This window comes from Halomonas sp. A11-A (assembly GCF_003182195.1).
GTDB lineage: Bacteria > Pseudomonadota > Gammaproteobacteria > Pseudomonadales > Halomonadaceae > Halomonas > Halomonas alkalicola.
The window spans coordinates 104,861-129,577 of sequence record NZ_QGTM01000001.1 but is presented as its reverse complement, the minus strand read 5'-3'; the positions used below and the strand labels follow the sequence as shown (position 1 = coordinate 129,577).

25 protein-coding genes and 2 tRNA genes are annotated in these 24,717 nt (G+C 67.8%); 15 read left to right on the top strand and 12 right to left on the bottom strand.

What is annotated here, in order from left to right; all coding sequences use genetic code 11:
• Positions 1-101: 101 nt before the first annotated feature.
• Together apbC and dcd are read left to right on the top strand one after the other, a co-directional pair.
• A complete protein-coding gene (gene apbC / locus DER72_RS00605) occupies positions 102-905 on the top strand; it encodes an iron-sulfur cluster carrier protein ApbC (protein ID WP_110068069.1) in 804 nt (267 codons plus the stop codon).
• Between the two features lie 101 nt (positions 906-1,006).
• Entirely contained in the window at positions 1,007-1,573 is a 567-nt protein-coding gene (gene dcd / locus DER72_RS00600) for a dCTP deaminase (protein WP_110068068.1), read from the top strand.
• 86 nt (positions 1,574-1,659) lie between these two features.
• Here dcd and purN read toward each other — a convergent pair whose 3' ends face one another.
• Positions 1,660-2,391 (bottom strand): phosphoribosylglycinamide formyltransferase, encoded by a 732-nt coding sequence (purN, locus tag DER72_RS00595; protein ID WP_110068067.1) that lies wholly within the window; start codon positions 2,389-2,391, stop codon positions 1,660-1,662.
• Complete coding sequence (purM, locus tag DER72_RS00590; protein ID WP_110068066.1) at positions 2,388-3,455, bottom strand: phosphoribosylformylglycinamidine cyclo-ligase; 1,068 nt, start codon at positions 3,453-3,455, stop codon at positions 2,388-2,390. Before purM ends, purN begins: the two co-directional genes overlap by 4 nt.
• A 176-nt stretch (positions 3,456-3,631) precedes the next feature.
• On the opposite strand from purM, the gene DER72_RS00585 reads away from it, so the two are divergent.
• A complete protein-coding gene (locus DER72_RS00585) occupies positions 3,632-4,708 on the top strand; it encodes an AI-2E family transporter (protein ID WP_110068065.1) in 1,077 nt (358 codons plus the stop codon).
• The gene (gene hda / locus DER72_RS00580) at positions 4,705-5,406 is read left to right on the top strand and encodes a DnaA regulatory inactivator Hda (RefSeq protein ID WP_110068064.1); all 702 of its coding nucleotides are present in this window, start codon (positions 4,705-4,707) and stop codon (positions 5,404-5,406) included. Before DER72_RS00585 ends, hda begins: the two co-directional genes overlap by 4 nt.
• Positions 5,407-5,433: 27 nt before the next feature.
• On the opposite strand, the gene DER72_RS00575 is transcribed toward hda, so the two are convergent.
• Both DER72_RS00575 and DER72_RS00570 read right to left on the bottom strand, forming a co-directional pair.
• Positions 5,434-5,970, bottom strand: a complete 537-nt coding sequence (locus DER72_RS00575; protein WP_110068063.1) for a carboxypeptidase-like regulatory domain-containing protein — start codon at positions 5,968-5,970, stop codon at positions 5,434-5,436.
• Positions 5,971-6,141: 171 nt separating this feature from the next.
• Positions 6,142-6,525: a phasin family protein gene (locus DER72_RS00570; RefSeq protein WP_110068358.1), complete on the bottom strand. Its 384-nt coding sequence runs from the start codon at positions 6,523-6,525 to the stop codon at positions 6,142-6,144.
• 214 nt (positions 6,526-6,739) lie between these two features.
• On the opposite strand from DER72_RS00570, the gene DER72_RS00565 reads away from it, so the two are divergent.
• The gene (locus DER72_RS00565) at positions 6,740-8,119 is read left to right on the top strand and encodes a lyase family protein (RefSeq protein WP_110068062.1); all 1,380 of its coding nucleotides are present in this window, start codon (positions 6,740-6,742) and stop codon (positions 8,117-8,119) included.
• 393 nt (positions 8,120-8,512) lie between these two features.
• Here DER72_RS00565 and glpD read toward each other — a convergent pair whose 3' ends face one another.
• A complete protein-coding gene (gene glpD / locus DER72_RS00560; RefSeq protein ID WP_110068061.1) occupies positions 8,513-10,009 on the bottom strand; it encodes a glycerol-3-phosphate dehydrogenase in 1,497 nt (498 codons plus the stop codon).
• Between the two features lie 154 nt (positions 10,010-10,163).
• Entirely contained in the window at positions 10,164-10,928 is a 765-nt protein-coding gene (locus DER72_RS00555) for a DeoR/GlpR family transcriptional regulator (protein WP_110068060.1), read from the bottom strand.
• A 150-nt stretch (positions 10,929-11,078) separates the two neighbouring features.
• On the opposite strand from DER72_RS00555, the gene glpK reads away from it, so the two are divergent.
• The 3 genes from glpK to DER72_RS00540 all read left to right on the top strand — a co-directional run bounded on the left by glpK (position 11,079) and on the right by DER72_RS00540 (position 12,822).
• On the top strand, positions 11,079-12,566 hold the full coding sequence (gene glpK, locus DER72_RS00550) for a glycerol kinase GlpK (protein WP_110068059.1): 1,488 nt from the start codon (positions 11,079-11,081) through the stop codon (positions 12,564-12,566).
• Between the two features lie 81 nt (positions 12,567-12,647).
• Positions 12,648-12,724: transfer RNA gene (locus tag DER72_RS00545), tRNA-Val, on the top strand.
• Positions 12,725-12,745: 21 nt separating this feature from the next.
• Positions 12,746-12,822: transfer RNA gene (locus tag DER72_RS00540), tRNA-Val, on the top strand.
• Positions 12,823-12,920: 98 nt separating this feature from the next.
• Here DER72_RS00540 and DER72_RS00535 read toward each other — a convergent pair.
• The 4 genes from DER72_RS00535 to DER72_RS00520 form a co-directional block, all read right to left on the bottom strand.
• A complete protein-coding gene (locus DER72_RS00535) occupies positions 12,921-13,391 on the bottom strand; it encodes a GAF domain-containing protein (protein ID WP_110068058.1) in 471 nt (156 codons plus the stop codon).
• A 133-nt stretch (positions 13,392-13,524) separates the two neighbouring features.
• Entirely contained in the window at positions 13,525-14,319 is a 795-nt protein-coding gene (locus DER72_RS00530; RefSeq protein WP_110068057.1) for a MetQ/NlpA family ABC transporter substrate-binding protein, read from the bottom strand.
• Between the two features lie 66 nt (positions 14,320-14,385).
• Positions 14,386-15,039, bottom strand: coding sequence for a methionine ABC transporter permease (locus tag DER72_RS00525; protein ID WP_110068056.1), 654 nt, complete (start codon positions 15,037-15,039; stop codon positions 14,386-14,388).
• Positions 15,020-16,078, bottom strand: coding sequence for a methionine ABC transporter ATP-binding protein (locus DER72_RS00520; RefSeq protein WP_110068055.1), 1,059 nt, complete (start codon positions 16,076-16,078; stop codon positions 15,020-15,022). The genes DER72_RS00525 and DER72_RS00520 overlap by 20 nt, the downstream gene beginning before the upstream one ends.
• Before the next feature lie 405 nt (positions 16,079-16,483).
• On the opposite strand from DER72_RS00520, the gene DER72_RS00515 reads away from it, so the two are divergent.
• From DER72_RS00515 to DER72_RS00485, 7 genes are all read left to right on the top strand, one after another.
• The gene (locus DER72_RS00515; RefSeq protein WP_110068054.1) at positions 16,484-17,113 is read left to right on the top strand and encodes a riboflavin synthase subunit alpha; all 630 of its coding nucleotides are present in this window, start codon (positions 16,484-16,486) and stop codon (positions 17,111-17,113) included.
• A gap of 241 nt (positions 17,114-17,354) precedes the next feature.
• Positions 17,355-18,656, top strand: coding sequence for an NCS2 family permease (locus tag DER72_RS00510; protein ID WP_110068053.1), 1,302 nt, complete (start codon positions 17,355-17,357; stop codon positions 18,654-18,656).
• Positions 18,657-18,699: 43 nt separating this feature from the next.
• Entirely contained in the window at positions 18,700-19,245 is a 546-nt protein-coding gene (locus DER72_RS00505; RefSeq protein WP_110068052.1) for an adenine phosphoribosyltransferase, read from the top strand.
• 4 nt (positions 19,246-19,249) lie between these two features.
• Positions 19,250-19,729 (top strand): xanthine phosphoribosyltransferase, encoded by a 480-nt coding sequence (gene gpt, locus DER72_RS00500; protein ID WP_110068051.1) that lies wholly within the window; start codon positions 19,250-19,252, stop codon positions 19,727-19,729.
• Between the two features lie 18 nt (positions 19,730-19,747).
• Positions 19,748-20,446 carry a uracil-DNA glycosylase gene (ung, locus tag DER72_RS00495; protein WP_110068050.1) on the top strand — a complete coding sequence of 233 codons (699 nt, stop codon included), beginning with the start codon at positions 19,748-19,750 and terminating at the stop codon, positions 20,444-20,446.
• A 119-nt stretch (positions 20,447-20,565) separates the two neighbouring features.
• A complete protein-coding gene (gene upp, locus DER72_RS00490; protein WP_110068049.1) occupies positions 20,566-21,195 on the top strand; it encodes a uracil phosphoribosyltransferase in 630 nt (209 codons plus the stop codon).
• 65 nt (positions 21,196-21,260) lie between these two features.
• Entirely contained in the window at positions 21,261-22,505 is a 1,245-nt protein-coding gene (locus tag DER72_RS00485) for a uracil-xanthine permease family protein (protein ID WP_110068048.1), read from the top strand.
• 45 nt (positions 22,506-22,550) lie between these two features.
• Here the strand turns inward: DER72_RS00485 and DER72_RS00480 are convergent, their stop codons facing one another.
• Positions 22,551-23,453, bottom strand: coding sequence for a carbon-nitrogen hydrolase (locus tag DER72_RS00480; protein WP_110068047.1), 903 nt, complete (start codon positions 23,451-23,453; stop codon positions 22,551-22,553).
• 143 nt (positions 23,454-23,596) lie between these two features.
• Positions 23,597-24,652 (bottom strand): agmatine/peptidylarginine deiminase, encoded by a 1,056-nt coding sequence (locus DER72_RS00475; RefSeq protein WP_110068046.1) that lies wholly within the window; start codon positions 24,650-24,652, stop codon positions 23,597-23,599.
• Positions 24,653-24,717: the final 65 nt, after the last annotated feature.

Here is a 24,717-nt window from a genome sequence, read left to right as displayed (position 1 = left end):
TTGGGGGAGCCGGGACGGCGCCGGGCCCTATGGGTATACTGGTCCGACAGCGCGGGGCGGCGACGCAGGCCCCGGCCGATGACAAGCGAGAGGAGCAGTCCGTGATCGAAGGGGTCAAGCATATCGTCGCCGTGGCATCCGGCAAGGGCGGCGTGGGCAAGTCCACCGTCACCGTCAATCTGGCGCTGGCCATGGCGGCCGAAGGCTATCGGGTCGGCATCCTGGATGCCGATATCCACGGGCCCAGCCAGGCCCAGATGCTGGGGGTAGGCGAGGGCGTGCGGCCCCAGGCCGCCGGCGAGAACCGCATGCACCCGCTCGAGGCCCACGGCCTCCAGGCGATGTCCATGGCCTTCATGGTCGACACCCGGGAGCCCATGGTATGGCGCGGGCCCATGGTGGCCGGTGCCTTCCAGCAGCTGCTGACCCAGACCCAGTGGGATGACCTGGACTTCCTGTTCATCGACATGCCACCGGGCACCGGCGACATCCAGCTGACCCTGGCCCAGAAGGTGCCGGTGGACGGCGCGGTGATCGTCACCACCCCCCAGGACATCGCCCTGCTCGACGCCCGCAAGGGGATCGAGATGTTCCGCAAGGTGAAGGTGCCGGTGCTCGGCGTGGTGGAGAACATGAGTCTCCACGTCTGCTCGAACTGCGGCCACGCCGAGCCGATCTTCGGCGAGGGGGGCGGCGAGCGCATCGCCGCAGAGTACGAGACCCGGGTGCTGGGCCGGCTGCCCCTGGCGCTCTCCATTCGCGAGCAGGTCGACGGCGGGCGGCCCACGGTGGTCGCCGAACCCGACGGCGAGGTGACGGCCATCTTCTGCGACATGGCCCGCCAGGTGGCCGCGCAGGTGCAGGCGCAGGCCGATGAGGGGCCCAGCATCTCCTTCAGCGACTGAGCCCGCGGCGTCGAGGTGACGCCCGTGGCCGGGGCCGCTATCATGTGGCCCCGCGGCCTGGCGCCCAGGCCCAAGACTTCACTTCAGCAGGAAATGTCCCGATGAGCATCAAGTCCGACAGGTGGATCCGCCGCATGGCCGCGCAGGAGGGAATGATCGACCCCTTCGAGCCCGACCAGGTTCGCTACGTGAATGACCGTCGGGTGATCTCCTACGGCACCTCCAGCTACGGCTACGACGTGCGCTGTGCCGACGAGTTCAAGGTGTTCACCAACATCCACTCGGCGGTGGTGGACCCCAAGGCCTTCGACGAGAAGAGCTTCGTCGACATCAAGGGCGACGTCTGCGTGATTCCGCCCAACTCCTTCGCCCTGGCGCGCACCGTGGAGTACTTCCGTATCCCGCGCAGCGTGCTGACCATCTGCCTGGGCAAGTCCACCTACGCGCGCTGCGGCATCATCGTCAACGTGACGCCGCTGGAGCCGGAGTGGGAGGGTCACGTGACCCTGGAGTTCTCCAACACCACCAACCTGCCGGCCAAGATCTACGCCAACGAGGGCGTGGCGCAGATGCTCTTCCTGGAGTCCGACGAGGTGTGCGAGACCTCCTACAAGGACCGCGGCGGCAAGTACATGGGGCAGCGCGGGGTGACTCTGCCGCGTACGTAACCGCGGCGCGCCTGCTGCTGGAAACGACAAGACCCGCCGGCGTCGGACGCCGGCGGGTCTTTCGTTGGGGCGGCATCATGCTGCCGCTACTGCTCGTCCAGCTCCTCGGCCGCATCGGCGTGGGAGAGCCGCACGCCCTGTGCCGGCAGCGGGGTGCCGTCAAGGGTGGCGCCGCCGGGAACGAACTGCAGGCGTCCCTCCAGGAACCACTTCACCGCGATGGGGTAGATCAGGTGCTCGCGGGCGTGCACCTTCTCCTTGAGGCTCGCTTCGGTCTCGCCCTCGGCCACGTCGACGGCCGCCTGGATCACCACGGGGCCGCCGTCGAGCTCCTCGGTCACGAAGTGCACGCTGCAGCCGTGCTCGGCCACGCCGTCGGCCAGGGCCCGGGCGTGGGTGTCGAGCCCCTGGTAGGCGGGCAGCAGCGAGGGGTGGATATTGAGCATCCGCCCGAGGAAGCGCTGCACGAAGCGCGGGGTGAGGATGCGCATGAAGCCGGCCAGCACGATCAGGTCCGGCTCGTGGCGCTCGATCACCTTGATCAGGGCGCCATCGTAGGCCTCGCGGCTGTCGTACTCGCGGTGGGGGAGCACCACGGCGTCGATCCCGGCCTCCCGGGCGCGGGTGAGGCCGTAGGCGTCGGGCTCGTTGGAGATCACGGCGACGATCTCGCCGCCCAGGCGGTCATGGGTCTGCTCGTCGATCAGTGCCTGCAGGTTGCTGCCGCTGCCGGAGATCAGCACCACCACCCGGCGCGCACCGACCGGCTCCGAGGCGAAGTCGTTCAGGGTGTCGCTGGCGTAGTCGGTATCGCTCATGCCCGAAGGTTCTCCAGGCGAATCTGTTCCTCGTCGCCGTCCCGGGCGACGATTTCGCCGATGCGATGCACCGTCTCGCCCAGGGCCTGCAGGTGGGCGCGGGCCTGGTCGGCCTTCTCGGCCGGCACCACCACCACCATGCCGATGCCGCAGTTGAGCACCCGGTACATCTCCTCCTCGGCCACGTTGCCCTGCTGCTGTAGCCAGTCGAAGACCGCCGGACGGGCCCAGCTGGTCACATCGACCTTGGCCGCGAGGCTGTCGGGCAGCACCCGGGGCAGGTTCTCGGTAAGGCCACCGCCGGTGATATGGGAGAGGGCGTGGACCGGCACGCCGCTCTCCTTGATCAGCGACAGCAGCGACTTGACGTAGATGCGGGTGGGCGCCATCAGGGCGTCGCCCAGCGCCGTGCCGTCCAGGTCGGTGTCGAGAGAGGCGCCCGAGACCTCGAGGATCTTGCGGATCAGCGAGTAGCCGTTGGAGTGGGGGCCGGAGGAGGCGATGCCCAGCAGCGCATCGCCCTCGGCGACCTTCTTGCCGTCGAGGATCTCGGACTTCTCCACCACGCCGACGCAGAAGCCGGCCAGGTCATAGTCGCTGCCCTCGTACATGCCGGGCATCTCGGCGGTCTCGCCGCCCACCAGGGCGCAGCCGGCCTGCTCGCAGCCGTCGCCGATGCCGGTCACCACGTCGGCGGCGATGTCCACATCGAGCTTGCCCGTGGCATAGTAGTCGAGGAAGAACAGCGGCTCGGCACCCGCCACCACCAGGTCGTTCACACACATCGCCACCAGGTCGATGCCGATGGTGTCGTGGCGGCCCAGGTCCATGGCCAGGCGCAGCTTGGTGCCCACGCCGTCGGTGCCGGAGACCAGCACCGGCTCCCGGTAGCCGCTCGGCAGCTGGCACAGGGCGCCGAAGCCGCCCAGGCCGCCCATCACCTCGGGGCGGGTGGTGCGCTTGGCGACGCCCTTGATGCGGTCGACCAGGGCATTGCCGGCATCGATATCGACGCCGGCGTCCTTGTAGCTGAGCGAGGGGCGGGAAGAGGGGGAGTCGGTCATCTCGGGTCCTGTCGATAGGTCGTCGGCGTGGGCCGCACCGGCTGTCAGCGCAGGCGTGGTCCAGGCGGATGGGCAAGAGCGGCTGCTGAATCAAGATCGGGTGCAGGATTGTAGCATCAAGACGCCGCGCAGGCAGCCGTGAGGGCATGCCGCGCGGCCCTGACAGGGAGAACAAGATGCGCAGAGAGTGGTGGGTCCTGGCGGCGGCAGTCGGCCTGGTGTGGCTGCTGCTGCAGCTCGAGACGATGCTGATGCCCTTCATCGCCGGCATGATCCTGGCTTACCTGGCCGACCCCCTGGCCAATCGCCTGGAGCGCTGGGGGCTGTCGCGATCGCTGGCGGTTTGCGCGGTCTTCCTGGTGTTGCTGGCGGTGCTGGCGGTGGGGCTGCTGGTGCTGATTCCGCTGCTGGTGCAGCAGCTTCGCCAGCTCGGCGAGGTGACCCCGGGCATCTTCGAGTGGCTGGAGACGGTGGTGGCGCCGCAGATCCAGGCCTGGACCGGCTTCGACGTGGCGGCGGAGCTGGAAAACGTCCAGGCGACCCTGGCCGACCACTGGCAGGATGCCGGCGGCTACCTGGCCCAGTTCCTCGGCCAGGTGGGGCGCTCGGGCATGGCCTTCATCACCTGGGTGACCTATGTGTCGCTGATCCCGGTGGTGACCTTCTACCTGCTGCTCGACTGGAAGCGCCTGATGGCCAGCCTGCGCGACCTGCTGCCGCGGGGCTGGGAGGCCGACACGCTGCGCCTGGTCGGGCGCTGTGACGAGGTGCTCTCGGCCTTCCTGCGCGGCCAGCTGCTGGTGATGCTGAGCCTGGGGGTGATCTACGGCCTGGGGCTCACCCTGATGGGGGTGCGCTTCGGGGTGCTGATCGGGCTGATCTCGGGGCTGGCCAGCATCGTGCCCTTCCTGGGTTTCATCGTCGGCATCAGCATCGCGCTGATCGTCGCCTTCTTCCAGTTCGGCACCTGGCTGGCGCTGCTGGGCGTGGTGGCGGTGTTCAGCATCGGCCAGGCGATCGAGAGTACGGTGCTGCAGCCCAAGCTGCTGGGGGACCGCATCGGCCTGCACCCGGTGGCGGTGATCTTCGCCGTGCTGGCCGGCGGCAACCTGTTCGGCTTCACCGGGGTGCTGCTGGCGCTGCCTGCGGCGGCGGTGATCATGGTACTCTTGCGCGAGCTCAATGAACGCTACAAGAACAGTACCTTGTACGACGCCACGCTCGCTCGACGCGACGATGAGGAGGCGCCATGAGCAGGACCCCGGCGCAGCTGCCGCTGGGCGTCGGTCTGCGCGACGACGCCACCTTCGTCAACTACCATCCCGGCCCCAATGCCAGCCTGGTGAACCGTCTGGCCCATCAGCTCGATGCCGAGGGGGAGCCCTTTCTCTACCTCTGGGGCGCAGAGGGCGTGGGTCGCAGCCACCTGCTCCAGGCCGCCTGCCATGCCGCCTCGGATCGGGGCCTGCGCGCCCTCTACCTGCCGCTGGCGGAGCTTGGACACTTTCCGCCTCTGATGCTCGAGGAGATCGAGCGCCTCGACCTCGTGGCCATCGACGACCTGGAGCGGGTGCTCGGGCGCAAGCGCTGGGAGGAGGCGCTGTTCCACGCCTTCAATCGCCTGCGTGATGCGGGCAAGCGGCTGCTGGTGGCGGCCGACGCCGCTCCCCGGCAGCTGCCGGTCAAGCTGCCCGATCTCGCCTCGCGGCTCACCTGGGGCGTCACCTTCCACGTTCAGGGGCTCGACGATGCCGGGCGGCTGGCCGCGCTGCAGCTGCGCGCCCGGGGGCGGGGCATGGCGCTGCCGGACGAGGTGGCCCGCTATATCCTGCATCGCGGGCCGCGACGGCTGGGCGAACTCTTCGAGGTGCTGGCCACCCTCGATCGCGCCTCGCTCTCCGCCCAGCGCAAGCTGACCATTCCCTTCGTCAAGCAGGCGCTGGGCTGGTAGGGCGGCTGGCGGTGCCGCCTTGGCCGCTCAGCGGCTGAGGTCGACCTCCAGCTGTTGGCCACGGCTCAGCTGCACCTGGCGGATCACCACCCGCGCCTCGCCGGTGCGCGGGTCGGGGCCGGTGCCGGAGAGGTAGAACGCACCCGCGGGCAGGCCGGTGAGGCGGAAGCGGCCGCTGCCATCGGTACGCGTGCTGTGAGTGTACTCCCGCGCCCGCGGGTCGGCGGGCTCCACGGCGATGCCGGCCAGCGCCTTCTCCGCCGCCTCGGCGGAGTAGGTGGTCACCGGCGCGGCGGAGACGCCGGCGCCCGCCACCGGTTGGCCGCCTAGCGTCAGTCGGCCGCTGATCACGGCGCTGCCCGACTTCTCCAGGGCGGCATACTCGGCGGCGGGGAAGGCCACCTGGCGAGCCACACGCCCGGGAGCGACCTCGCGGACCTCCTCTGCCGGCTCGACCTCGCGGTCGACCACCTCGATGCGCTCGGTGGGCGTCGGGGCGGGGGGCATGATCTCGCAGCCGGCCAGCAGCAGCCCCGGCAGCAGCATCGGTATCCAGCGTTTCATGGTGTCACTCCCTGAGAGGTTCATCGGCGCCCTGTGCCAGCCCAAGAGCATAGCGCAAGCCGCTGCCCAGGCCACGCCGTGCGTGTCGAGCGCCCAGCAAAAAGCCGCCGCCCCGGAGGGCGGCGGCTTTTCTGAAGCGCGGCGGTTGCCGGCCTGGCCGGCAGCGGCGGCTTACTTCTGGGCGGTAGCCTTGGTGGCGGTCGCCTGGGCCTGCTTGACGTTCTCTTCGGTCAGCTTCTGGCTCTGCTGGACGAAGTCCTGCTGCAGGGCCACGACCTTCTCGGCGTCGCCCTTCAGGCGCTCGGCCAGGTCCTTGGCGACCTTCTGCTGGCCTTCCATGTAGCTCTTCAGGCCTTCGGCATCCTTGACGGCCATCAGGGTGCGCAGCTGGGCCAGGCCGGTGTCGGTGTAGGCCTTGGTGGCGTCCAGCTGGGCGTGGGCCAGCTTCTCGGCGTAGTCCACGGACAGGGAGGCGTAGGCGCGGGCCGGGCCGAAGAAGAGGGCGTCGAACTGCTGGGTGTCGAACTGCTTGGTGTCGAAGTTGAAGGCGTTCATCATGGTAGAACCTCCTGGTTCATCTGGTGTTGAGGAGCAGGAAGCCTGCCCTGTTGCAATGCACAATAGCAGAGTGGTTTGTGCACTGCAACATCGCCTCGGGGTGAAAACTCTCATGCTCGGATGCGTCGCCACGCGTCGTCTCACGCTTGCGGATCCGAGGTGGCAGCGCCAGGCTGAACCCGATGATCACGCCGCCTGCGAGGAGCGAGCCATGAACGAGACGCGTATCGAGCGAGACAGCATGGGCGAGCTGGAGGTGCCGGCCGATGCCCTCTACGGCGCCCAGACCCAGCGTGCCGTGAACAACTTCCCGGTGTCGGGGCAGCCGATGCCGCCGGCCTTCATCCACGCCATCGCCCGCATCAAGCTGGCCGCCGCCCGGGTCAACGCCGAGCTTGGCCTGCTCGACGCCCCGCGGGCCACGGCGATCGCCGCCGCCGCCGAGGCGGTGATCCGTGGCGAGCATGACGACCAGTTCCCGGTGGATATCTTCCAGACCGGCTCCGGCACCTCCAGCAACATGAACGTCAACGAGGTGGTCGCCCATCTGGCGAGCCGCGAGGGGGTCGAGGTCGGGCCCAACGATCACGTCAACATGGGGCAATCCAGCAACGACGTGATCCCCACGGCGATCCACCTCTCCGCGGCGCTGGAGGTGAGCGGGCGGCTGCGCCCGGCGCTGGTCCACTTGCGTGAGACCATCGAGGCCCGCGCGGTGGAGCTCGACGGGGTGGTGAAGACCGGCCGCACTCACCTGATGGACGCCATGCCGCTGCGCATGAGCCAGGAGCTGGGCGGCTGGGCGAGCCAGGTGGGGCAGGCGGTCGAGCGCCTGGACGACGCCCTGGTGCGGCTCTGCCGCCTGGCCCAGGGCGGCACGGCGGTGGGCACCGGCATCAACGCCCACCCCGAGTTCGCCGCGCGCATGGCCGCGGAGCTCTCGCAGCAGACCGGACTCGCCTTCGTGCCCAACGACAGCCTCTTCGCGAGCCTCGCCTCCCAGGACGCCGCGGTGGAGCTCTCGGGGCAGCTCAAGGGGCTCGCCTGCGTGATCATGAAGATCGCCAACGACCTACGCTGGATGAACTCCGGCCCCCTGGCCGGCCTCGGCGAGATCGAGCTCGAGGCGCTGCAGCCGGGCAGCTCCATCATGCCGGGCAAGGTCAATCCGGTGATCCCGGAGTCGGCGGCCCAGGCGGCCGCCCAGGTCATCGGCCTCGACGTCGCCGTGACCATCGCCGGTCAGAGCGGCAACTTCCAGCTCAACGTGATGCTGCCGCTGGTGGCTTACAACCTGCTCACCTCGATCATGCTGATGAGCAACACCGCCTGGCTGCTCGCCAACCGGGCCATCGCCACCTTCCGGGTGCGCGAGGATCGCCTGCAGGCGCCGCTCTCGCGCAACCCCATCCTGGTGACGGCGCTCAACTCCGTGATCGGCTACAACGCCGCCGCGGCGATCGCCAAGCAGGCCTATCAGGAGGGGCGGCCGATCCTCGACGTCGCCGAGGAGCAGACCGAGCTCTCCCGGGAGGAGCTCGAGCGGCTGCTGGACCCGGTGGCGCTGACCCGAGGCGGGATTCCGGAGTAGGGGGCGGCGGCCCGGTAGAGAAGCCGGCGATATGCAGGCGTCCGCTGCGCATCGCTTCTCCAGATCGCCTCGAGGCAGTCGGCCAGGGCGGGAGCGGACCGGGTAAGCGATGCGGGTTGGGTAACCCTGGGGGCATAGGCATAGCGATGTTCGGAAACCGACATGCCGAGAACAAGTCTGGTTGCTTCCGAAAGATTGCTCCCTCAGCTTGGTTTTGCCGCCGGGCGATGTCAAACACTAGGCGCTGTCTGAAAAGTCGGCGAGCGAAGGCCAGACAAGGCAAAAATCGGCGAAAAGACGGAGTTTACGCAGTGTAAATGAGTACTTTGAGCCGATTTTTAACGCCGTATGGACGAGCGCAGTCAGTTTTCGGACAGTGCCTAGACCTAACGGTCAATTGACGCCCATGGAGGTGCGCCTCTGGCGCGTCGTCAAGTAGTGGTCGAGCCGCTGACGGTCCCGTTCGCTCAGGCGCATGGCGAGCTTGGTCCGCCGCCACAGGACATCCTCGAGGCCGACTGCCCACTCCCGGTCGACCAGATAGTCGACCTCCCGGGCGGTGAGGCCGGCGCCGAACGCTTGGCCGAGATCGGCCTCGGCCCGGGCGCCGGCGAGAAACTCTAGGCAGAGAGAGCCATAGGTGCGCGCGAACCGGCGCGCCCGCGCCTCGCCCAGCCAGGGAAACTCCGCGAGCAGCCGCGCCGTGAAATCGGCCTGGCTGCCGATGTCGCCGCCGGGGAGGGGAGCCTTCTCGGTCCAGGCGGGTCCCATCGTCGGTAGGTGCGGGGCCAGCTGCGCCAGGGCGGCCTCGGCGAGCCGGCGGTAGGTCGTCAGCTTGCCGCCGAAGACGCTGAGCAGCGGTGCCCCGCTGGTGTCCAGATGGAGGGTGTAGTCGCGGGTCATGGCGGAGGGGGCGGTCGACTCGTCATCGCACAGCGGCCGGACGCCGGAGAAGGTGCGCAGCACGTCCTTGCGGGCGAGCGGTCGCCGGAAGTGGGCGTTGACGACCCCCAGCAGGTAGTCGATCTCCTCGTCGGTGGCGGTGACCCGGGCCGGATCGCCGTCGTAGCGGCGATCGGTGGTCCCCACCAGGCTGAAGTCCTCCTCCCAGGGGAGCACGAAGACGATGCGCCCGTCCTGGTTCTGCAGGATGTAGGCGCGCTCGTCCTCGTTGAGGCGGGGCACCACCAGGTGGCTGCCCTGGATCATGCGGATGCCATAGCGCGGCTCGCGCGCGAGCCCCTGGCGTATCACCTGCTCCACCCAGGGGCCGGCGGCGTTGACCAGCGCCCGGGCGCGGCGCAGGAAGCGCTCGCCGCTGGCGGCATCCTCCAACTCCAGCTCCCAGAGCCCCTCCACCTCGCGGGCAGCGATACAGCGGGTGCGGACCAGCACCTCGGCGCCGTGCTCCCGGGCCTGCAGGGCGTTGAGCACCACCAGGCGGGCATCGTCCACCCAGCAGTCGGAGTATTCGAAGCCGCGGGTGATGCTCGGTGCGAGCGGGCTTTGGGCGGTGAAGCGCACGCCGCGGGAGGCGGGAAGCGCTCGGCGTTTGCCCAGATGATCATAGAGGAAGAGGCCGGCGCGAATCATCCAGGCCGGCCGCAGATGGGAGCGGTGGGGGAGCAGGAAGCGCATTGGCCAGATGATATGGGGCGCCTTGGCCATCAGCACCTCGCGCTCGCGCAGCGCCTCGCTCACCAGTCGAAACTCGCGGTGTTCCAGGTAGCGCAGGCCGCCATGGATGAGCTTGCTGCTGGCGGAGGAGGTGGCGCTGGCGAGGTCGCCCTGTTCGCAGAGGCCGACGCGCAGCCCGCGGCCGGCGGCGTCGTTGGCGATGCCGGTGCCGTTGATGCCGCCGCCGATCACCATGAGGTCCAGGGGGGTCATTGTCTCCTCCGATCCATCGCTCGGCGGGGTGGTCGCCGCCTGCTCTTCTGTCGGTGTTTTTCATAAGTGAAAATACGCCACTCGGAAAAGAACATCAATGGGCGAAATCGAACTCTTTCGGGTTCGCTTTCGAGAGCGGGTCGGAGGGCAGGGCTCAGTCGGCGATATGCAGGGCCACGTCGTGGCTCTCCATCAGCTGGCAGATCGACTGGGGGGGGCGCAGGTCGGTGAAGAGGGCGTGGATCTGGGTGATGTTGCCCTGGCGCACCGAGGGATTGCGGCGGAACTTGGAGTGGTCGGCGGCGAGGTAGACCTGGCGCGAGTTCTGGATGATGGCCTGGGCCACGCGCACCTCCTGGTAGTCGAACTCCAGCAGTGAGCCGTCCTCGTCGATGCCGCTGATGCCGATGATGCCGTAGTCCACCTTGAACTGGTTGATGAAGTCGATGGTGGCCTCCCCGATGATGCCGCCATCCCGGGAGCGCACCTGGCCACCGGCGATGATCACGTTGAAGTCCTCCTTGTGCTGGAGGATGGCCGCCACGTTGAGGTTGTTGGTGATCACCTCCAGCTCGCGGTGGCGCTCCAGCAGCGCCTCGGCGATCACCTCGTTGCTGGTGCCGATATTGATGAACAGCGATGAGCGGTCGGGGATCTTGCTGGCCAACAGCGCGGCAATGCGGCGCTTGGCCTCGAGGTTGAGGGTCTTGCGAGTGGCATAGGCAGTGTTGACGGTGCTCGACTCGAGCCCCGCGCCGCCGTGGACCCGGCGCAGCAGGCCGTCATTGGCCAGCGCGTTGAGGTCGCGGCGAATGGTCTGAGGGGTGACGCTGAAGTGATCGGTCAGTTGCTCGATGCTGGCATAGCCTTCGCGGCGCACCAGCTCGACGATGGCTTCGTGTCGCTGCTGTTGGTTCATGTCGACTCCCTTTGGCTGGCGGCAGTTTAGGCGATCGGGGCGGCGTCGGCATCGCAGCTGGCGTCATGAGCGACCAAGGTTGTAGAGATTTCCGAACACGCTGCAGTACCCTTGGTGACTATAAGCGAACATTTCTCGACAGGAGCCACCATGGCTGACCTGATACTGGCGATCGATCAAGGCACCACCAGTTCCCGCGCGATCCTGTTCGATCGTGAAGGCGGCAATGTGGCATCGGCACAGCGCGAATTCACCCAGCACTTTCCCCATGATGGCTGGGTGGAGCACGACCCCGAGGAGATCTGGGAGAGCGTGCTGGCGACCTGTCGCGAGGCGATCGCGAGCGCCGGGGTCGGCGTGGAGCGGCTACTCGGCGTGGGCATCACCAATCAGCGCGAGACGACGGTGCTGTGGGATCGCGAGACCGGCCGGCCGCTTTACCATGCCATCGTCTGGCAGGATCGGCGCACCGCCGATGCCTGCCAGGCGCTGCGCGACGCCGGCCACCTCGAGGCAGTGCAGGCGAGCACGGGGCTCTTGATCGACCCCTACTTCTCGGCCACCAAGCTGGCCTGGATCCTCGATAACGTGGAGGGGGCCCGGGCGCGCGCCGAGCGTGGTGAGCTGGCCTTCGGCACCATCGACACCTTTCTGATCTGGCGCCTGACCGGGGGCCGGGTGCATGCCACCGATGCCACCAACGCCTCGCGCACGGCGCTTTTCAATATTCACGAGCAGTGCTGGGACCCGGCGCTGCTCGAGCTGTTCGACATCCCCGCATCGCTGCTGCCCGAGGTGAAGGATTCGAGCGACGACTTCGGCACGCTCGATCCCGAGTGGCTGGGGGCCGCGCTGCCCATCGCCGGGGTCGCCGGTGACCAGCAGGCGGCGCTCGTCGGCCAGGCCTGCTTCTCGCCGGGCATGGGCAAGAGCACCTATGGCACCGGCTGTTTCATGATCGTCAACACCGGCGACACGGCCGAGCGCTCGCGCAATCGCCTGCTGACCACGGTGGGCTACCGGATCGGCGGCAAGACGACCTATGCCATGGAGGGCAGCATCTTCGTGGCCGGGGCCACCGTGCAGTGGCTTCGCGATGGCCTGCAGCTGTTCGCGGATGCCACCGAGACCGAGGCCCTGGCGCGCCAGACCCGGGCCGGCCACAGCGTCTACCTGGTGCCGGCCTTCACCGGGCTGGGGGCGCCCCACTGGGATCCTCGGGCGCGCGGGGCGATCTTCGGCCTGACCCGGGATACCGGCATCGCCGAGATCGTCGCCGCCGGCCTTCAGGCGGTCTGCTACCAGACCCGCGACCTGCAGACCTGCATGAGCGACGACATGGCGGCCGAGCCCGACACCCTGCGCGTCGATGGGGGGATGGTGGCCAACAGCTGGGTGATGCAGTTCCTCTCCGACATGCTGGGCGTGCCGGTGGACCGCCCCACCGTGCTTGAGACCACGGCGCTGGGGGTCGCCTACCTGGCCGGATTGCGCCTGGGCTGGTATCGCGACCTCGACGAGATCGCCGAGCTCTGGCAGTGCGAGCGCCGCTTCATGCCGCAGAGGCCGGAGGAGGAGCGTGAGCGGCTCTATCGTGGCTGGCAGGAGGCGGTGGAAAGGGTCAAAAGCGATCGCTGAAGGCTTGCAAAATCCTTGGGGATCGGTAATATATGCATCCGTTGCCGAGGCGAGCACGCCCCGGCAATCTGCTGCTGAAACAGGACCATAGCTCAGTTGGTTAGAGCGCTACCTTGACATGGTAGAGGTCGGCGGTTCGAATCCGCCTGGTCCTACCAGCACGCAGCAGGCATCACCACAGGACCATAGCTCAGTTGGTTAGAGCGCTACCTTGACATGGTAGAGGTCGGCGGTTCGAATCCGCCTGGTCCTACCAGATTCCAGAACGCCCCCGCAGCCCTGCTGCGGGGGCGTTCTGCTTTTTGCTTCATCAGCCGCGAGCCGTGTCTTCCGATTTTCTGCCGGCGCCACGCGTCAGGCGGGCAGCGTCAGTTCTGTGCGCTCGATAAAGATCGCCACCAGGGCCTCGATGCCGGCCTGGTCGTCGGCGCTGAAACGCCCGCGCCTCGGGCTGTCCAGGTCTAGCACGCCCCACAGCCAGTCGCCTGCCACGATGGGGACCACCAGCTCGGCCTGGGAGGCGGCGTCGCAGGCGATATGGTCGGTCACGGCGTGGACATCGTCGATGCGCTGGGTGCTGCGAGTGCGCGCCGCGGCGCCGCACACCCCCCTGCTGAAGGGAATGGGGTGGCAGGCGGGCTTGCCCTGGAAGGGGCCGAGGCAGAGCGTTTCGGGCGCGCGCTGCAGGTAGAAGCCCACCCAGTTGAGCTCGGGGAGCTCCTGCATCAGGAAGGCGGCGGTCTGGGCGCTGTTGGTCAGCCAGTCGCGGGTATCGAGCAGGGCGGCGAGCTGGCGGGCCAGCAGGGGGTAGTCAACGATCATCATGGCTCCTGAAATGGCAGAGGCCGGCTAAGGCCGGCCTCCAATGCTCTATGGGTCATCATGAAAATTCGGAGATGCGTTACGCACTAGCCTCTCCGTTTTTCTTATTCCCAGCCGGTCTTATTCCCAGCCGGTCTTATTCCCAGCCGGGCACCGCCGCCGGCCCAAACAGCTCGGCCGCCTTGGCCTTCACTTCCTCGGTTTGGTAGCTGCGCACCAGTTGCTGGATCGCCTCACGCTCCTCGTCGCCGCTGCGCACCACGATCAGGTTGACGTAGGGGGACTCCGGGCCCTCCTTGATCAGGGCGTCGTCCAGGCTCAGGCCGGCGGGCTGGGCGAAGGTGTTGTTGATGAAGGCCATGTCCACGTCGGGCAGCACGCGGGGCAGCTGGGCCGCCTCGATCTCGCGGAAGCGGAAGTTGCGCGGGTTCTCCACCACGTTCAGGGGGGTGGCTTCGAGGTTTTCCGGATCGTCGAGCTGGATCAGCCCCTCGTTGTGCATCAGGATCAGCGAGCGGCCCTCGTTGGAGGGGTCGTTGGGCAGGGCGATCAGGGCGCCCTCGGGGAGCTCGTCGATGCTTGCGTACTTCTCGGAGTAGGCGCCGATGGGATAGACGAAGGTGCGTCCGGCGATGGCGAAGTCGTAGCCGCGGTCGTTGACCATGGCCAGCATGTAGGGCTCGTGCTGGTAGGCGTTGGCGTCCAGGCTACCGTCGGCCAGGGCCGCGTTGGGGGTCACGTAGTCGGTGAACTCGATGATCTCCACGGTCAGGCCGTACTCGCGCAGGGCGATCTCGGCGGCTACCTGCATCACGTCGGTCTCGGGGCCGGCCACGGTGCCGACCTTGATGCGGTGCTCGTCGGCCAGGGCGCTGCCGGCGCCGAGGGCCAGGCTGGAGGCGAGCAGGGTGCTGAGCAGTATCTTGCGCATGGCGGGTCTCCTGTGATGATGGTGTGATAATAGCGGAATAAAAATATAATTTTAAATAGCTTTTTGCTATTTGTGATCGCTCTTGCGAACGAGATAGTCCCCGATGCTCTGAAAGCCCTGCACCATGACCACGAGTATCGCCACCGTGATCAGCATGATGGTGGGGTTGAAGCGGTTGTAGCCGTAGCGGATGCCCAGATCACCCAGGCCGCCGCCGCCCACGGCGCCGGCCATGGCGGAGTAGCTCACCAGGGTCACCACGGTGACGGTCAGCGCCGTGAAGATACCACCGCGGGCCTCGGGCAGCAGTACCTTGTGGATGATCTGCCAGGGGGTGGCGCCCATGGACTGGGCGGCCTCCACCAGGCCCGGGTTGATCTCGTTCAGCGCGCCCTCCACCAGGCGGGCGATGAAGGGGATGGCGGCAATGGTCAGCGGCACGGCGGCGGCATTGGTGCCGATGGAGGTCCCCACCAGCATGCGCGTGAAGGGGATGATCGCCACCATCAGGATGATGAAGGGTATCGAGCGGCCGATGTTGGTGACGATGCCGAGCACGCCGTTCACCGTCGGTTGGGCCAGCAGCTGGCCGGGGCGGGTGACGTAGAGCAGCACCCCGAGGGGAATGCCCACCAGAGCCGAGAGCACCCCGGAGATGGCCACCATGTAGAGAGTGTCCAGGGTGGCTCGGAGGATAAGGTCAATCATTGCGCTGGACATGGCCGAGCACCTCCACGTGCAGATCATGGGATTCGAGGTAGTCGATGGCCTCGCGGGTCTTGACCGGCGGGCCCATCAGTTCGGCGATCATCAGCCCCAGGGTGCGCTCCTGGATCGACTCCACCTTGGCCTGCAGGATGCTGACGTCGACGCCGCACTCCCGGGCGAGCCGGGAGATCAGCGGGGTGGAGACGGCGTCGCCCGAGAAGGCCAGGCGCACCACCGGGTGGGTGTGCTCGCCGGGCGTCGCCTCCAGACGCTCGAAGAGCGCCCGGGGCGGCTCCAGCCGGAGGAAGTCGTTGAGGAACTCGCGGCCCAGCTGGGTCTTGGGCGAGGTGAAGAAGTCGCCGACCTCGGCCTCCTCGACCAGCTCGCCATCGGAGATCAGGCTGACCCGGTGGCAGATCGCCTTGACCACCTCCATCTCGTGGGTGATCAGCAGGATGGTCAGGCCGAGTTTCTGGTTGATGTCGCGCAAGAGCGCCAGGATCGAGGCGGTGGTCTGGGGATCCAGCGCCGAGGTGGCCTCGTCACACAGCAGCACCTTGGGCCGGCTGGCCAGCGCTCGGGCGATGGCCACCCGCTGCTTCTGGCCGCCGGAGAGCTGGGCCGGGTACTGGGCCGCCTTGTCGGCCAGGCCCACCAGCTCCAGCAGCGGCGTGACCCGGCTGCGGATCTCGGCGCGCTTCATGCCCATCAGCTCCAGGGGCAGGGCCACGTTGGCGAATACCGTGCGATTGGTCAGCAGATTGAAGTGCTGAAAGATCATGCCGATCCCGTGGCGCGCCTGGTTGAGCGCCTGGCGGGAGAGCCCGGTGAGCTCCTGGCCGTCCACGGTGACGGTGCCGGTAGTGGGGTGTTCGAGCAGGTTGACGCAGCGGATCAGGGTCGACTTGCCGGCCCCGGAGAGGCCGATCACGCCGTGGATCTGGCCGGCGGGCACGTGGAAGTCGATATCCTTCAACGCCTGGACGGTCCGGGCGCTGCCGCGCCGGCCCTTGAGGACATAGGTCTTGGAGACGTTACGTAGTCGGATCATGGAAGCACCGCAAACGGGGCGCCGGGGCGGGCGGGGCAGGACAGGGTGGAGCACAAAAAAGGCCACCCTTGCGGGTGGCCATCAACGCTGGACACACCCTTTTAGCTGCACTTCACACGCTGGCCGCTCCGAGGAGCGTGCCACCGCGCTGGCGCCCGCAAGCCGGGTACAAATCGGCGCCGTTCAATGTAGCGAGGAAGCTTAGGCGCGGCGGACGTGGCTGTCAATCAGCCTGGGTGTTGTTGTGGCCGACCCGCCAGGTAGACAGAATAATTTCCTGTTCAATCGTGGATGGTAGGTGAAAGTGCTGAGCTGCCGGGTCCCGGCGTGGACGCGGCGGGGCGGAGTTCTCTACACTCGTGAGCCTTGGCCCCGTCCGGGGCCCATCCCAGTCGAGGAGACGCCATGTTCACCGGTATCGTGCAGGGCACCGCCGAGGTGGTCGCCATTGAAGAAGCGGAGCAGTTCCGCACCCATGTCATCGCCCTGCCCGAGGCGCTGCGCCAGGGGCTTGAGCTCGGTGCCTCGGTGGCCCACAACGGGGTCTGCCTGACGGTGACCGCCATCGACGGAGAGCGGATTAGCTTCGACCTGATGCGCGAGACCCTCAGGGTGACCAATCTTGGTGCACTGGCGGTCGGCGACAGGGTCAATATCGAGCGCGCCGCCCGCTTCGGCGACGAGATCGGCGGGCACTCGATGTCCGGCCACGTGATGGCGATGGCCGAACTGGTGGAGCTCGATGAGGCACCCAACAATCGTCGCCTCTGGTTCGAACTGCCCCACGCCCTGGGGCGCTTCCTGTTCGACAAGGGCTACATCGGCGTCGATGGCGCGAGCCTGACCATCGGCGAGGTGCGCCCGGCCAGCGCCGCCCACGGCCCGCGCTTTTGCGTCAACCTGATCCCCGAGACCCTGGCCCGTACCACCCTGGTGGACCGGGTGCCGGGCGATCGTGTCAACATCGAGATCGACCCCCAGACCCAGGCCATCGTCGAGACCGTGGAGCGGGTGCTGGCGGCCCGCGGCATCTGAACGCAGCGGGTGATTGACCATTTCGTCAGGTCTGCGTTGGCGGCGCGGCTGGCGCCTGGCCCGGCCTTTGCTTATACAGTGTGAAGAGCAGCGTGAAGCGTCTGAATCGGCGGCCTTCCGGTCTCTCGCATCCCGCCGGGGATGTGGGTACCATAGGCCGCTTTTCTCGTGACCCTTCTCGTGACCCTTCTCGTCCCCCCAAGGGACCGTCGCACCGTCCACGCGCGCAGGAATGAGCCTCATGAAGAGCCTGATCGACAAGCAGTTCAAGCTGTCCGAGCACAACACCAACGTGAAGACCGAGGTCATCGCCGGGATCACCACCTTCCTGACCATGGCCTACATCATCTTCGTCAACCCCAGCATCCTCTCCGAGGCAGGCATGGACTATGGCGCGGTCTTCGTCGCCACCTGCCTGGCCGCGGCCATCGGCTGTCTGATCATGGGGCTGTGGGCGAACTACCCCATCGCCCAGGCGCCGGGCATGGGCCTCAATGCCTTCTTCACCTACGGCGTGGTGCTGGGCATGGGCTACACCTGGGAGGCGGCGCTCGGCGCGGTCTTCTTCTCCGGTCTCTGCTTCTTCCTGCTCAGCATCTTCAAGGTGCGCGAGTGGATCATCCACTCGATCCCGCTCTCCCTACGCCTTGGCATCGCCGCCGGTATCGGCCTCTTCCTGGCGATGATCGCCCTGAAGAACGCCGGTATCGTGGTCTCCAACCCGGCCACCTACGTCTCCCTGGGAGATCTCTCCCAGCCGGCGGCCATCTATGCGCTGCTGGGCTTCTTCGTGATCACCGCGCTGGCCTACCTGAAGGTCACCGGGGCGGTGATGATCGGCATCCTTGGCATCACCGTGATGGCCATGCTGCTCGGCCACAACGAGTATGGCGGCATCATGTCCATGCCGCCCTCCATCGCCCCCACCTTCATGGCGCTGGACCTGTGGGGGGCGCTGGACATCGCCATGCTCAGCGTGATCTTCGCCTTCCTGTTCGTCGACCTCTTCGACACCTCCGGCACTCTGGTGGGCGTGGCCCATCGCGGCAAGCTGCTCGACAAGGACGGCAAGCTGCCGCGCCTCGGGCGCGCCATGATGGCCGACAGCACCGCCTCCATGGCCGGTGCGGTGCTCGGCACCTCCACCACCACCAGCTACATCGAGTCCACTGCGGGCATCGCCTCCGGCGGGCGCACCGGTCTGACCGCCGTGGTGGTCGCGGTGCTGTTCCTGATCAGCCTCTTCTTCGCCCCGCTGGCGGGCTCGATTCCCGCCTACGCCACCGCCGGCGCGCTGCTCTACGTGGCGGTGCTGATGGCCGGCAGCCTGGCCCATGCCAACTGGGAAGACCCCACCGACGCCGCGCCGGTGCTGATCGCCGCCCTGGCCATGCCGCTGACCTTCTCCATCGCCGAGGGCATCGCCCTGGGCTTCATCAGCTATGCGGCGATCAAGGCGCTCTCCGGGCGCTTCCAGGACCTCAATCCGGCGGTGGTCGTGCTGGCGCTGCTGTTCGCCGCCAAGTTCCTGTTCCTCGACTGATCCCCCGACTACCGCTTGCACCCACTCACCGAGACCCGTATCGATGAGCATCTACGGCGACTACATCAAGTCCGTCATCCGCACCGTCCCCGACTGGCCGCAGCCGGGGGTGAACTTCCGTGACATCACGCCGCTGCTGCAGAACAGCGCGGCCTTCCGCAAACTGATCGACAGCTTCGTGCACCGCTACCAGGAAATGGAGATTGATGCCGTCGCCGCCATCGACGCCCGCGGCTTCATCGTCGGGGCGCCGCTGGCCTACGAGCTCGGCTGCAGCTTCGTGCCGGTGCGCAAGAAGGGCAAGCTGCCTTTCCGTACCATCAGCGAGACCTACACCCTGGAGTACGGCGAGGCCGAGGTGGAGCTCCACTCCGACGCCTTCAAGCAGGGCGATCGCATTCTGATCGTCGATGACCTGATCGCCACCGGCGGCACCATGCTGGCCGCCGCCAAGCTGATCACCCGCAGCGGGGGCCAGGTGGTGGAGACCGCCACCATCGTCGACCTGCCGGATCTCGGCGGCTCTGCGCGCATCCGCGAGGCGGGCTTCAACGTCTTCGCTGTCTGTTCCTTCACCGAGGACGAGTGACCCCATGAGCAGCAACCGCTACCACAAGCACTTCACCGTCTCCTGGGACCAGCTGCATCGCGACGTTCGCGAGCTCTGCCACCAGCTGGTGGAGCGCGACTTCAAGGGCATCATCGCCATTACCCGCGGCGGGCTGATCCCCGCCGCGCTGATCGCCCGGGAGCTCAACGTGCGGCTGATCGATACCGTCTGCATCAAGAGCTACGACCACATGGAGCAGGGGGGGCTCGACGTGATGAAGGGCGTCGACCATGACGGCGAGGGCTGGCTGCTGGTCGACGACCTGGTGGACACCGGCAAGACCGCGCGCAAGGTGCGCGAGCTGCTGCCTCGGGCGCACTTCGTCACCGTCTATGCCAAGCCGGAGGGCCGCCCGCTGGTGGACCAGTACCTCACGGAGGTGGCTCAGGACTGCTGGATCCAGTTTCCCTGGGACATGGGCGTGGCCTACGTCGAGCCGCTGGTCGACCAGGTCAAGCGCTGAGGCGCGAGGAGGGCAGGGATGGCGGCACCGCTTCCCGATAGCTGGCAGCAGTGGCTGGGCGAGGAGTTCCAGGCGCCCTACATGCAGTCGCTGCGCGACTTCCTGGCCGCCGAGAAGACGGCCAGGAAGATCATCTACCCTCACTCCGCCGACTGGTTCCGGGCCTTCGAGCTGACGCCTCTGCCGTCCGTCAAGGTGGTGATCCTCGGTCAGGATCCCTACCACGGCCCCGGCCAGGCCCATGGCCTGTGTTTCTCGGTGAAGCCGGGGGTGCGCATTCCGCCGTCGCTGGCCAACATCTACAAGGAGCTGGCCAGCGATGTCGGCTTCCGCCCGGTGGCCCACGGCCACCTGGAGCACTGGGCGCGCCAGGGGGTGCTGCTGCTCAACACCTCGCTGACGGTGGAGCAGGGCAATGCCGGCTCCCACCGGGGGCGCGGCTGGGAGACCTTCACCGACCGCGCCATCGCCACGGTCAGCGAGCACGGCGAGCCCACGGTGTTCCTGCTGTGGGGCAGCCACGCGCGGAAGAAGAGGGCGCTGATCGATGCCTCGCGCCACCTGGTGCTGGAGTCGCCGCACCCGTCGCCGCTCTCCGCCCATCGCGGCTTCTTCGGCAACCACCATTTCTCCCGGGCCAACGCCTTTCTGGTCGAACACGGCCGTGCGCCCATCGACTGGCAGCTGCCCGAGCGACCGGACGCGGGTTCGCCTTAACCTCCACGCGGGATGCGGGTAGAATGGCGCGCAATTTGTCACCCTGGTCCATCCGACCAAGGTCGATGCACCTTTCCGCCGCCAGCGACTGCCGTCGCACCAGTGAAAGAGGTCCTCCCATGAGCGTCTACGCCATCCAGCACCCCCTGGTCCAGCACAAGCTGGGCCTGATGCGCGAAGCCGGCATCAGCACCAAGAGTTTCCGTGAGCTGGCCGGCGAGCTGGCCAAGCTGCTGACCTACGAGGCGACCAAGGATCTCGAGCTCGAGGTCCAGGAGATCGACGGCTGGAGCGGCAACAAGATCCCCGTGAACCTGCTCAAGGGCAAGAAAGTCACCATCGTGCCGATCCTGCGCGCCGGCCTCGGCATGCTCGACGGCGTCACCGACCTGATCCCCAGCGCCAGGATCAGCGTGGTGGGGCTCTACCGCGACGAGGAGACCCTCGAGCCGGTGCCCTACTTCGCCAAGTTCGCGGGTGACCTCGACGAGCGCATGGCCATCGTGATCGACCCCATGCTGGCCACCGGGGGCACCATGGTGGCGACCCTGGACATGCTGCGCGAGCGCGGCTGCAAGCAGATGAAGGTGATCGTGCTGGTAGCGGCGCCCGAGGGGATCAAACGGGTCCAGGACGCCTACCCGGACATCGAGATCTACACCGCCGGCGTGGACGAGCGCCTCGACGAGCACGGCTATATCGTGCCCGGCCTCGGGGATGCCGGCGATAAGATCTTCGGTACTCGCTGATTCCCTGCCTGTTGTCATCGCGCCCCTGAGACCTCGCTCCAGGGGCGTTTTTTCGGAGAACTTTCATGACTGACACCTCGGCGGCCGCCCAGCCCGCGGCCGAATCACTGCCCAGGACCCTGCTGACTGGGGCCCAGATGCTCTTCGTGGCCTTCGGCGCCCTGGTACTGGTGCCGCTGCTCACCGGGCTCGACCCCAGCGTGGCGCTGTTCACCGCCGGCGTGGGGACCCTGGTGTTCCACGGTGTGACCCGGGTCACCGTGCCGGTCTTCCTGGCCTCGTCCTTCGCCTTCATCGCCCCGATCCAGGGCTCGGTGGCCAACTTCGGTATTCCGGCCACCATGGGCGGCCTGATGGCCGCCGGCCTGGTCTACGTGGTGATCTCCCAGGCGGTGCGCCTCAAGGGCACCGCCTGGCTGCATCGGCTGCTGCCGGCCGTGGTGGTGGGACCCGTGATCATGGTGATCGGTCTGGCGCTGGCGCCGGTGGCGGTCAGCATGGCCACCGGTGAGACCAGCGACAACATCGGCTATGCCCCGGCGATCTTCCTCTCCATGACCAGCCTGCTGGTGACGCTGGTGCTGGCGGTGTTCGGCCGCGGCCTGATCCGCCTGATCCCGATCATGGGCGGCATCGTCACCGGCTATGTGCTGGCGCTTGCGATGGGCATGGTGGACTTCACGCCGGTGCGCGAGGCGGCCTGGCTATCGATCCCGGCGTTCACCGCGCCGAGCTTCCACTGGGCGGCGATCCTCTTCATGATCCCGGTGGCCATCGCGCCGGCGGTGGAGCATATCGGCGACATGGTGGCCATCGGCTCGGTGACGCGGAAGAACTACCTGGAGAAGCCGGGCCTGCATCGCACCCTGCTGGGCGATGGCCTGGCTACCACCACCGCGGCGCTGTTCGGCGGCCCGCCCAACACCACCTATTCCGAGGTGACCGGCGCGGTGACCCTGACCCGGGCCTTCAACCCGAAATACATGGTGGTGGCGGCCTGTCTCGCCATCGGCCTGGCCTTCGTGGCCAAGCTCGGCGCCCTGCTGCAGACCATCCCGGGGCCGGTAATGGGCGGCATCATGACCCTGCTGTTCGGCTCCATCGCCGTGGTAGGCATGAACACCCTGGTGCGCGCCGGCCATTCGCTGACCGCGCCGCGCAACCTGGTGGTGATCTCGCTGATCCTGGTCTTCGGTATCGGCGGCATGCAGTTCGGCGGCGGCCAGTTCACCCTGCAGGGGGTCAGCCTCGCGGCCCTGGTGGGCATCGTGCTCAACTGGGTGCTGCCGCGGGCCGAAGAGGGCGAGTAGGTAGCAACTGCCCCGGCGCCCTCTGGCTTGCTGACGGCACCAGTCTCAGTCCCGGTAGCGCCGGGTCAGATCGCCGTAGGCGTCGATGCGGCGATCTCTCAGATACGGCCAGATCCGGCGCACGTCCTCGCCGCGCGCCATGTCCAGGGTCACCAGCAGGCGCTCGGCGTTGACGCCGCCGTGGGCCAGTAGCTCCCCCTGGGGGCCGGCGATGAAGCTGCCGCCCCAGAAGTCGATGCCGCGGCCGACCCCGGAGTGATCCGGCTCGTGGCCGACCCGGTTGGCGACGATCACCGGCACGCCATTGGCCACCGCGTGGCTGCGCTGGATCAGCGTCCAGGCGTCCTTCTGGCGGCTCTTCTCGGCGTCGTCATCGGCGGGGTCCCAGCCGATGGCGGTGGGGTAGAGCAAAAGCTCCGCCCCGGCCAGCGCCATCAGGCGCGCCGCCTCCGGGTACCACTGGTCCCAGCACACCAGCAGGCCGAGCCGGCCCACCGAGGTGTCGATGGGGTGGAAGCCCTGGCCGCGGGCGTCGTCGGCGTCGCCCGGGGTGAAGTAGAACTTCTCATAGAAGCCCGGGTCGTCGGGGATATGCATCTTGCGGTAGTGGCCCACGGCACCGTGCTTGCGGTCGTAGACCACGGCGGTGTTGTGGTAGAGCCCCGGCGCGCGGCGCTCGAACAGCGAGCCCACCAGCACGATATCGAGCTCGGCGGCGAGCGCCGCCAGGCGGGTGCCGGTGGGGCCGTCCAGGGGTTCGGCCAGGTCGAAGAGTTCGGTGTCCTCGTACTGGCAGAAGTAGTGGGTGGCGTGCAGTTCCTGCAGCATCACCAGCTCGGCGCCGGCGGCGGCCAGCTCACGGATGCCGGCCTCGCTCTCGGCGAGGCTTTTGGCCTTGTCGGGCCAGGCGGGCTGCTGGACCAGGCCGACCTTCAGTTGGTGGGGCATGATGAAACCTCCTCGTATGTCTCTTTTTGAGGCGGGTCCGGCGACAGGTCTCTGCGGGGGCGCTGTGAATACTTCCCTGTACGCTACCTTTTCCACCCCTGGAAAAGGACCCCGCGATGACCTGTCCCTCGGCGCCTCTTGTTTCAGGTGGCGTCCCGCTTCTCGATGGCCAGGCTACCCTGGGGCAGCTGCATGGTCAGGCAGTGCAGGCTGCCGTGCTGGCGGATCACGCTCAGGCAGTCGATGGGGATGATGTCGCGCCCCGGGAAGGCGCCGGCCAGGGCGGTCAGCGCCCGGGTGTCGGCGGCGTCGCCATAGGTAGGCACCAGCACCGCGCCGTTGATGATCAGGAAGTTGGCGTAGGTGGCCGGCAGGCGGTGGCCGTCGACCGGGTCGAAGCAGGGGCTCGGCCAGGGCAGCGGCACCAGCCGGTAGGGCTCGCCGTCCCGGCGGCGCAGGGCCTTGAGCTCCGCCTCCATGGCGGCCAGCGCCGGGTAGTGGGGGTCGCTCTCGTCGTCGCAGCGCACGTAGGCGATGGTGGCCGGGTCGCAGAAGCGCGCCAGGGTGTCCACGTGGCTATCGGTGTCGTCCCCTTCCAGGTGGCCATGGGCCAGCCACAGCACCCGGGTCACCCCGAAGTCCTCGTGCAGCCAGGCCTCCACCGCCGCTCGATCGAGGCCGGGGTTGCGGTTGGGATTGAGCAGGCACGCCTCGGTGGTGAGCAGGGTGCCGGCACCGTCGCTCTCCAGCGCCCCACCCTCCAGCACCAGGCCGCGCTCGCTGACCGGGCAGGCGTAGACGCCGGCCTCTGCCAGCCGCCGGGTCAGGGTATTGTCCCGGGCGGCGGGAAACTTGCCGCCCCAGCCGGTGAAGACGTAGTCGTGCAGGCGCAGCTCGCCGTTATCCTCCACGGCCAGCGGGCCATGGTCCCGGGCCCAGGTGTCGTCGGCGGGCGCCACCACCAGCGTCACTCGCTTCTCCGGCACGCCGAGGCTTGCGAAGCGGCCGGCCAGGTGGGTGCGGGTGGCGGTGTCGGGCACGCTGATCAGCACGGCCTGATAGCGGGCGATGGCGACCACCATGGCCTCCAGGGTGGCCTCGATGCGCTCGAGCAGCGGCGCCCAGTCGCTCTCGGGGCCGGGCCAGGTGAGCTGGACGGCATCCTGAGGGTGCCATTCGGGAAGCAGGCGTTTGGCCATGGTCAGAGAAAGCCCCGCTGGGTGGATCGGTGGGTCAGGTCGCGAATGTAGGCATCAATGCACGG

Bases quoted from the DNA above. Each gene is read 5' to 3' on its own strand.
- DER72_RS00570 (WP_110068358.1), bottom strand. From the start codon at position 6,525: ATGAACGCCTTCAACTTCGACACCAAGCAGTTCGACACCCAGCAGTTC.
- DER72_RS00555 (WP_110068060.1), bottom strand. From the start codon at position 10,928: ATGAACCAACAGCAGCGACACGAAGCCATCGTCGAGCTGGTGCGCCGC.
- DER72_RS00585 (WP_110068065.1), top strand. From the start codon at position 3,632: ATGCGCAGAGAGTGGTGGGTCCTGGCGGCGGCAGTCGGCCTGGTGTGG.
- glpK (WP_110068059.1), top strand. From the start codon at position 11,079: ATGGCTGACCTGATACTGGCGATCGATCAAGGCACCACCAGTTCCCGC.
- DER72_RS00565 (WP_110068062.1), top strand. From the start codon at position 6,740: ATGAACGAGACGCGTATCGAGCGAGACAGCATGGGCGAGCTGGAGGTG.
- DER72_RS00515 (WP_110068054.1), top strand. From the start codon at position 16,484: ATGTTCACCGGTATCGTGCAGGGCACCGCCGAGGTGGTCGCCATTGAA.
- DER72_RS00535 (WP_110068058.1), bottom strand. From the start codon at position 13,391: ATGATGATCGTTGACTACCCCCTGCTGGCCCGCCAGCTCGCCGCCCTG.
- purN (WP_110068067.1), bottom strand. From the start codon at position 2,391: ATGAGCGATACCGACTACGCCAGCGACACCCTGAACGACTTCGCCTCG.
- DER72_RS00505 (WP_110068052.1), top strand. From the start codon at position 18,700: ATGAGCATCTACGGCGACTACATCAAGTCCGTCATCCGCACCGTCCCC.
- dcd (WP_110068068.1), top strand. From the start codon at position 1,007: ATGAGCATCAAGTCCGACAGGTGGATCCGCCGCATGGCCGCGCAGGAG.
- DER72_RS00475 (WP_110068046.1), bottom strand. From the start codon at position 24,652: ATGGCCAAACGCCTGCTTCCCGAATGGCACCCTCAGGATGCCGTCCAG.
- DER72_RS00575 (WP_110068063.1), bottom strand. From the start codon at position 5,970: ATGAAACGCTGGATACCGATGCTGCTGCCGGGGCTGCTGCTGGCCGGC.
- DER72_RS00530 (WP_110068057.1), bottom strand. From the start codon at position 14,319: ATGCGCAAGATACTGCTCAGCACCCTGCTCGCCTCCAGCCTGGCCCTC.
- upp (WP_110068049.1), top strand. From the start codon at position 20,566: ATGAGCGTCTACGCCATCCAGCACCCCCTGGTCCAGCACAAGCTGGGC.
- DER72_RS00510 (WP_110068053.1), top strand. From the start codon at position 17,355: ATGAAGAGCCTGATCGACAAGCAGTTCAAGCTGTCCGAGCACAACACC.
- DER72_RS00520 (WP_110068055.1), bottom strand. From the start codon at position 16,078: ATGATCCGACTACGTAACGTCTCCAAGACCTATGTCCTCAAGGGCCGG.
- purM (WP_110068066.1), bottom strand. From the start codon at position 3,455: ATGACCGACTCCCCCTCTTCCCGCCCCTCGCTCAGCTACAAGGACGCC.
- DER72_RS00525 (WP_110068056.1), bottom strand. From the start codon at position 15,039: ATGTCCAGCGCAATGATTGACCTTATCCTCCGAGCCACCCTGGACACT.
- DER72_RS00480 (WP_110068047.1), bottom strand. From the start codon at position 23,453: ATGCCCCACCAACTGAAGGTCGGCCTGGTCCAGCAGCCCGCCTGGCCC.
- DER72_RS00485 (WP_110068048.1), top strand. From the start codon at position 21,261: ATGACTGACACCTCGGCGGCCGCCCAGCCCGCGGCCGAATCACTGCCC.
- glpD (WP_110068061.1), bottom strand. From the start codon at position 10,009: ATGACCCCCCTGGACCTCATGGTGATCGGCGGCGGCATCAACGGCACC.
- hda (WP_110068064.1), top strand. From the start codon at position 4,705: ATGAGCAGGACCCCGGCGCAGCTGCCGCTGGGCGTCGGTCTGCGCGAC.
- ung (WP_110068050.1), top strand. From the start codon at position 19,748: ATGGCGGCACCGCTTCCCGATAGCTGGCAGCAGTGGCTGGGCGAGGAG.
- gpt (WP_110068051.1), top strand. From the start codon at position 19,250: ATGAGCAGCAACCGCTACCACAAGCACTTCACCGTCTCCTGGGACCAG.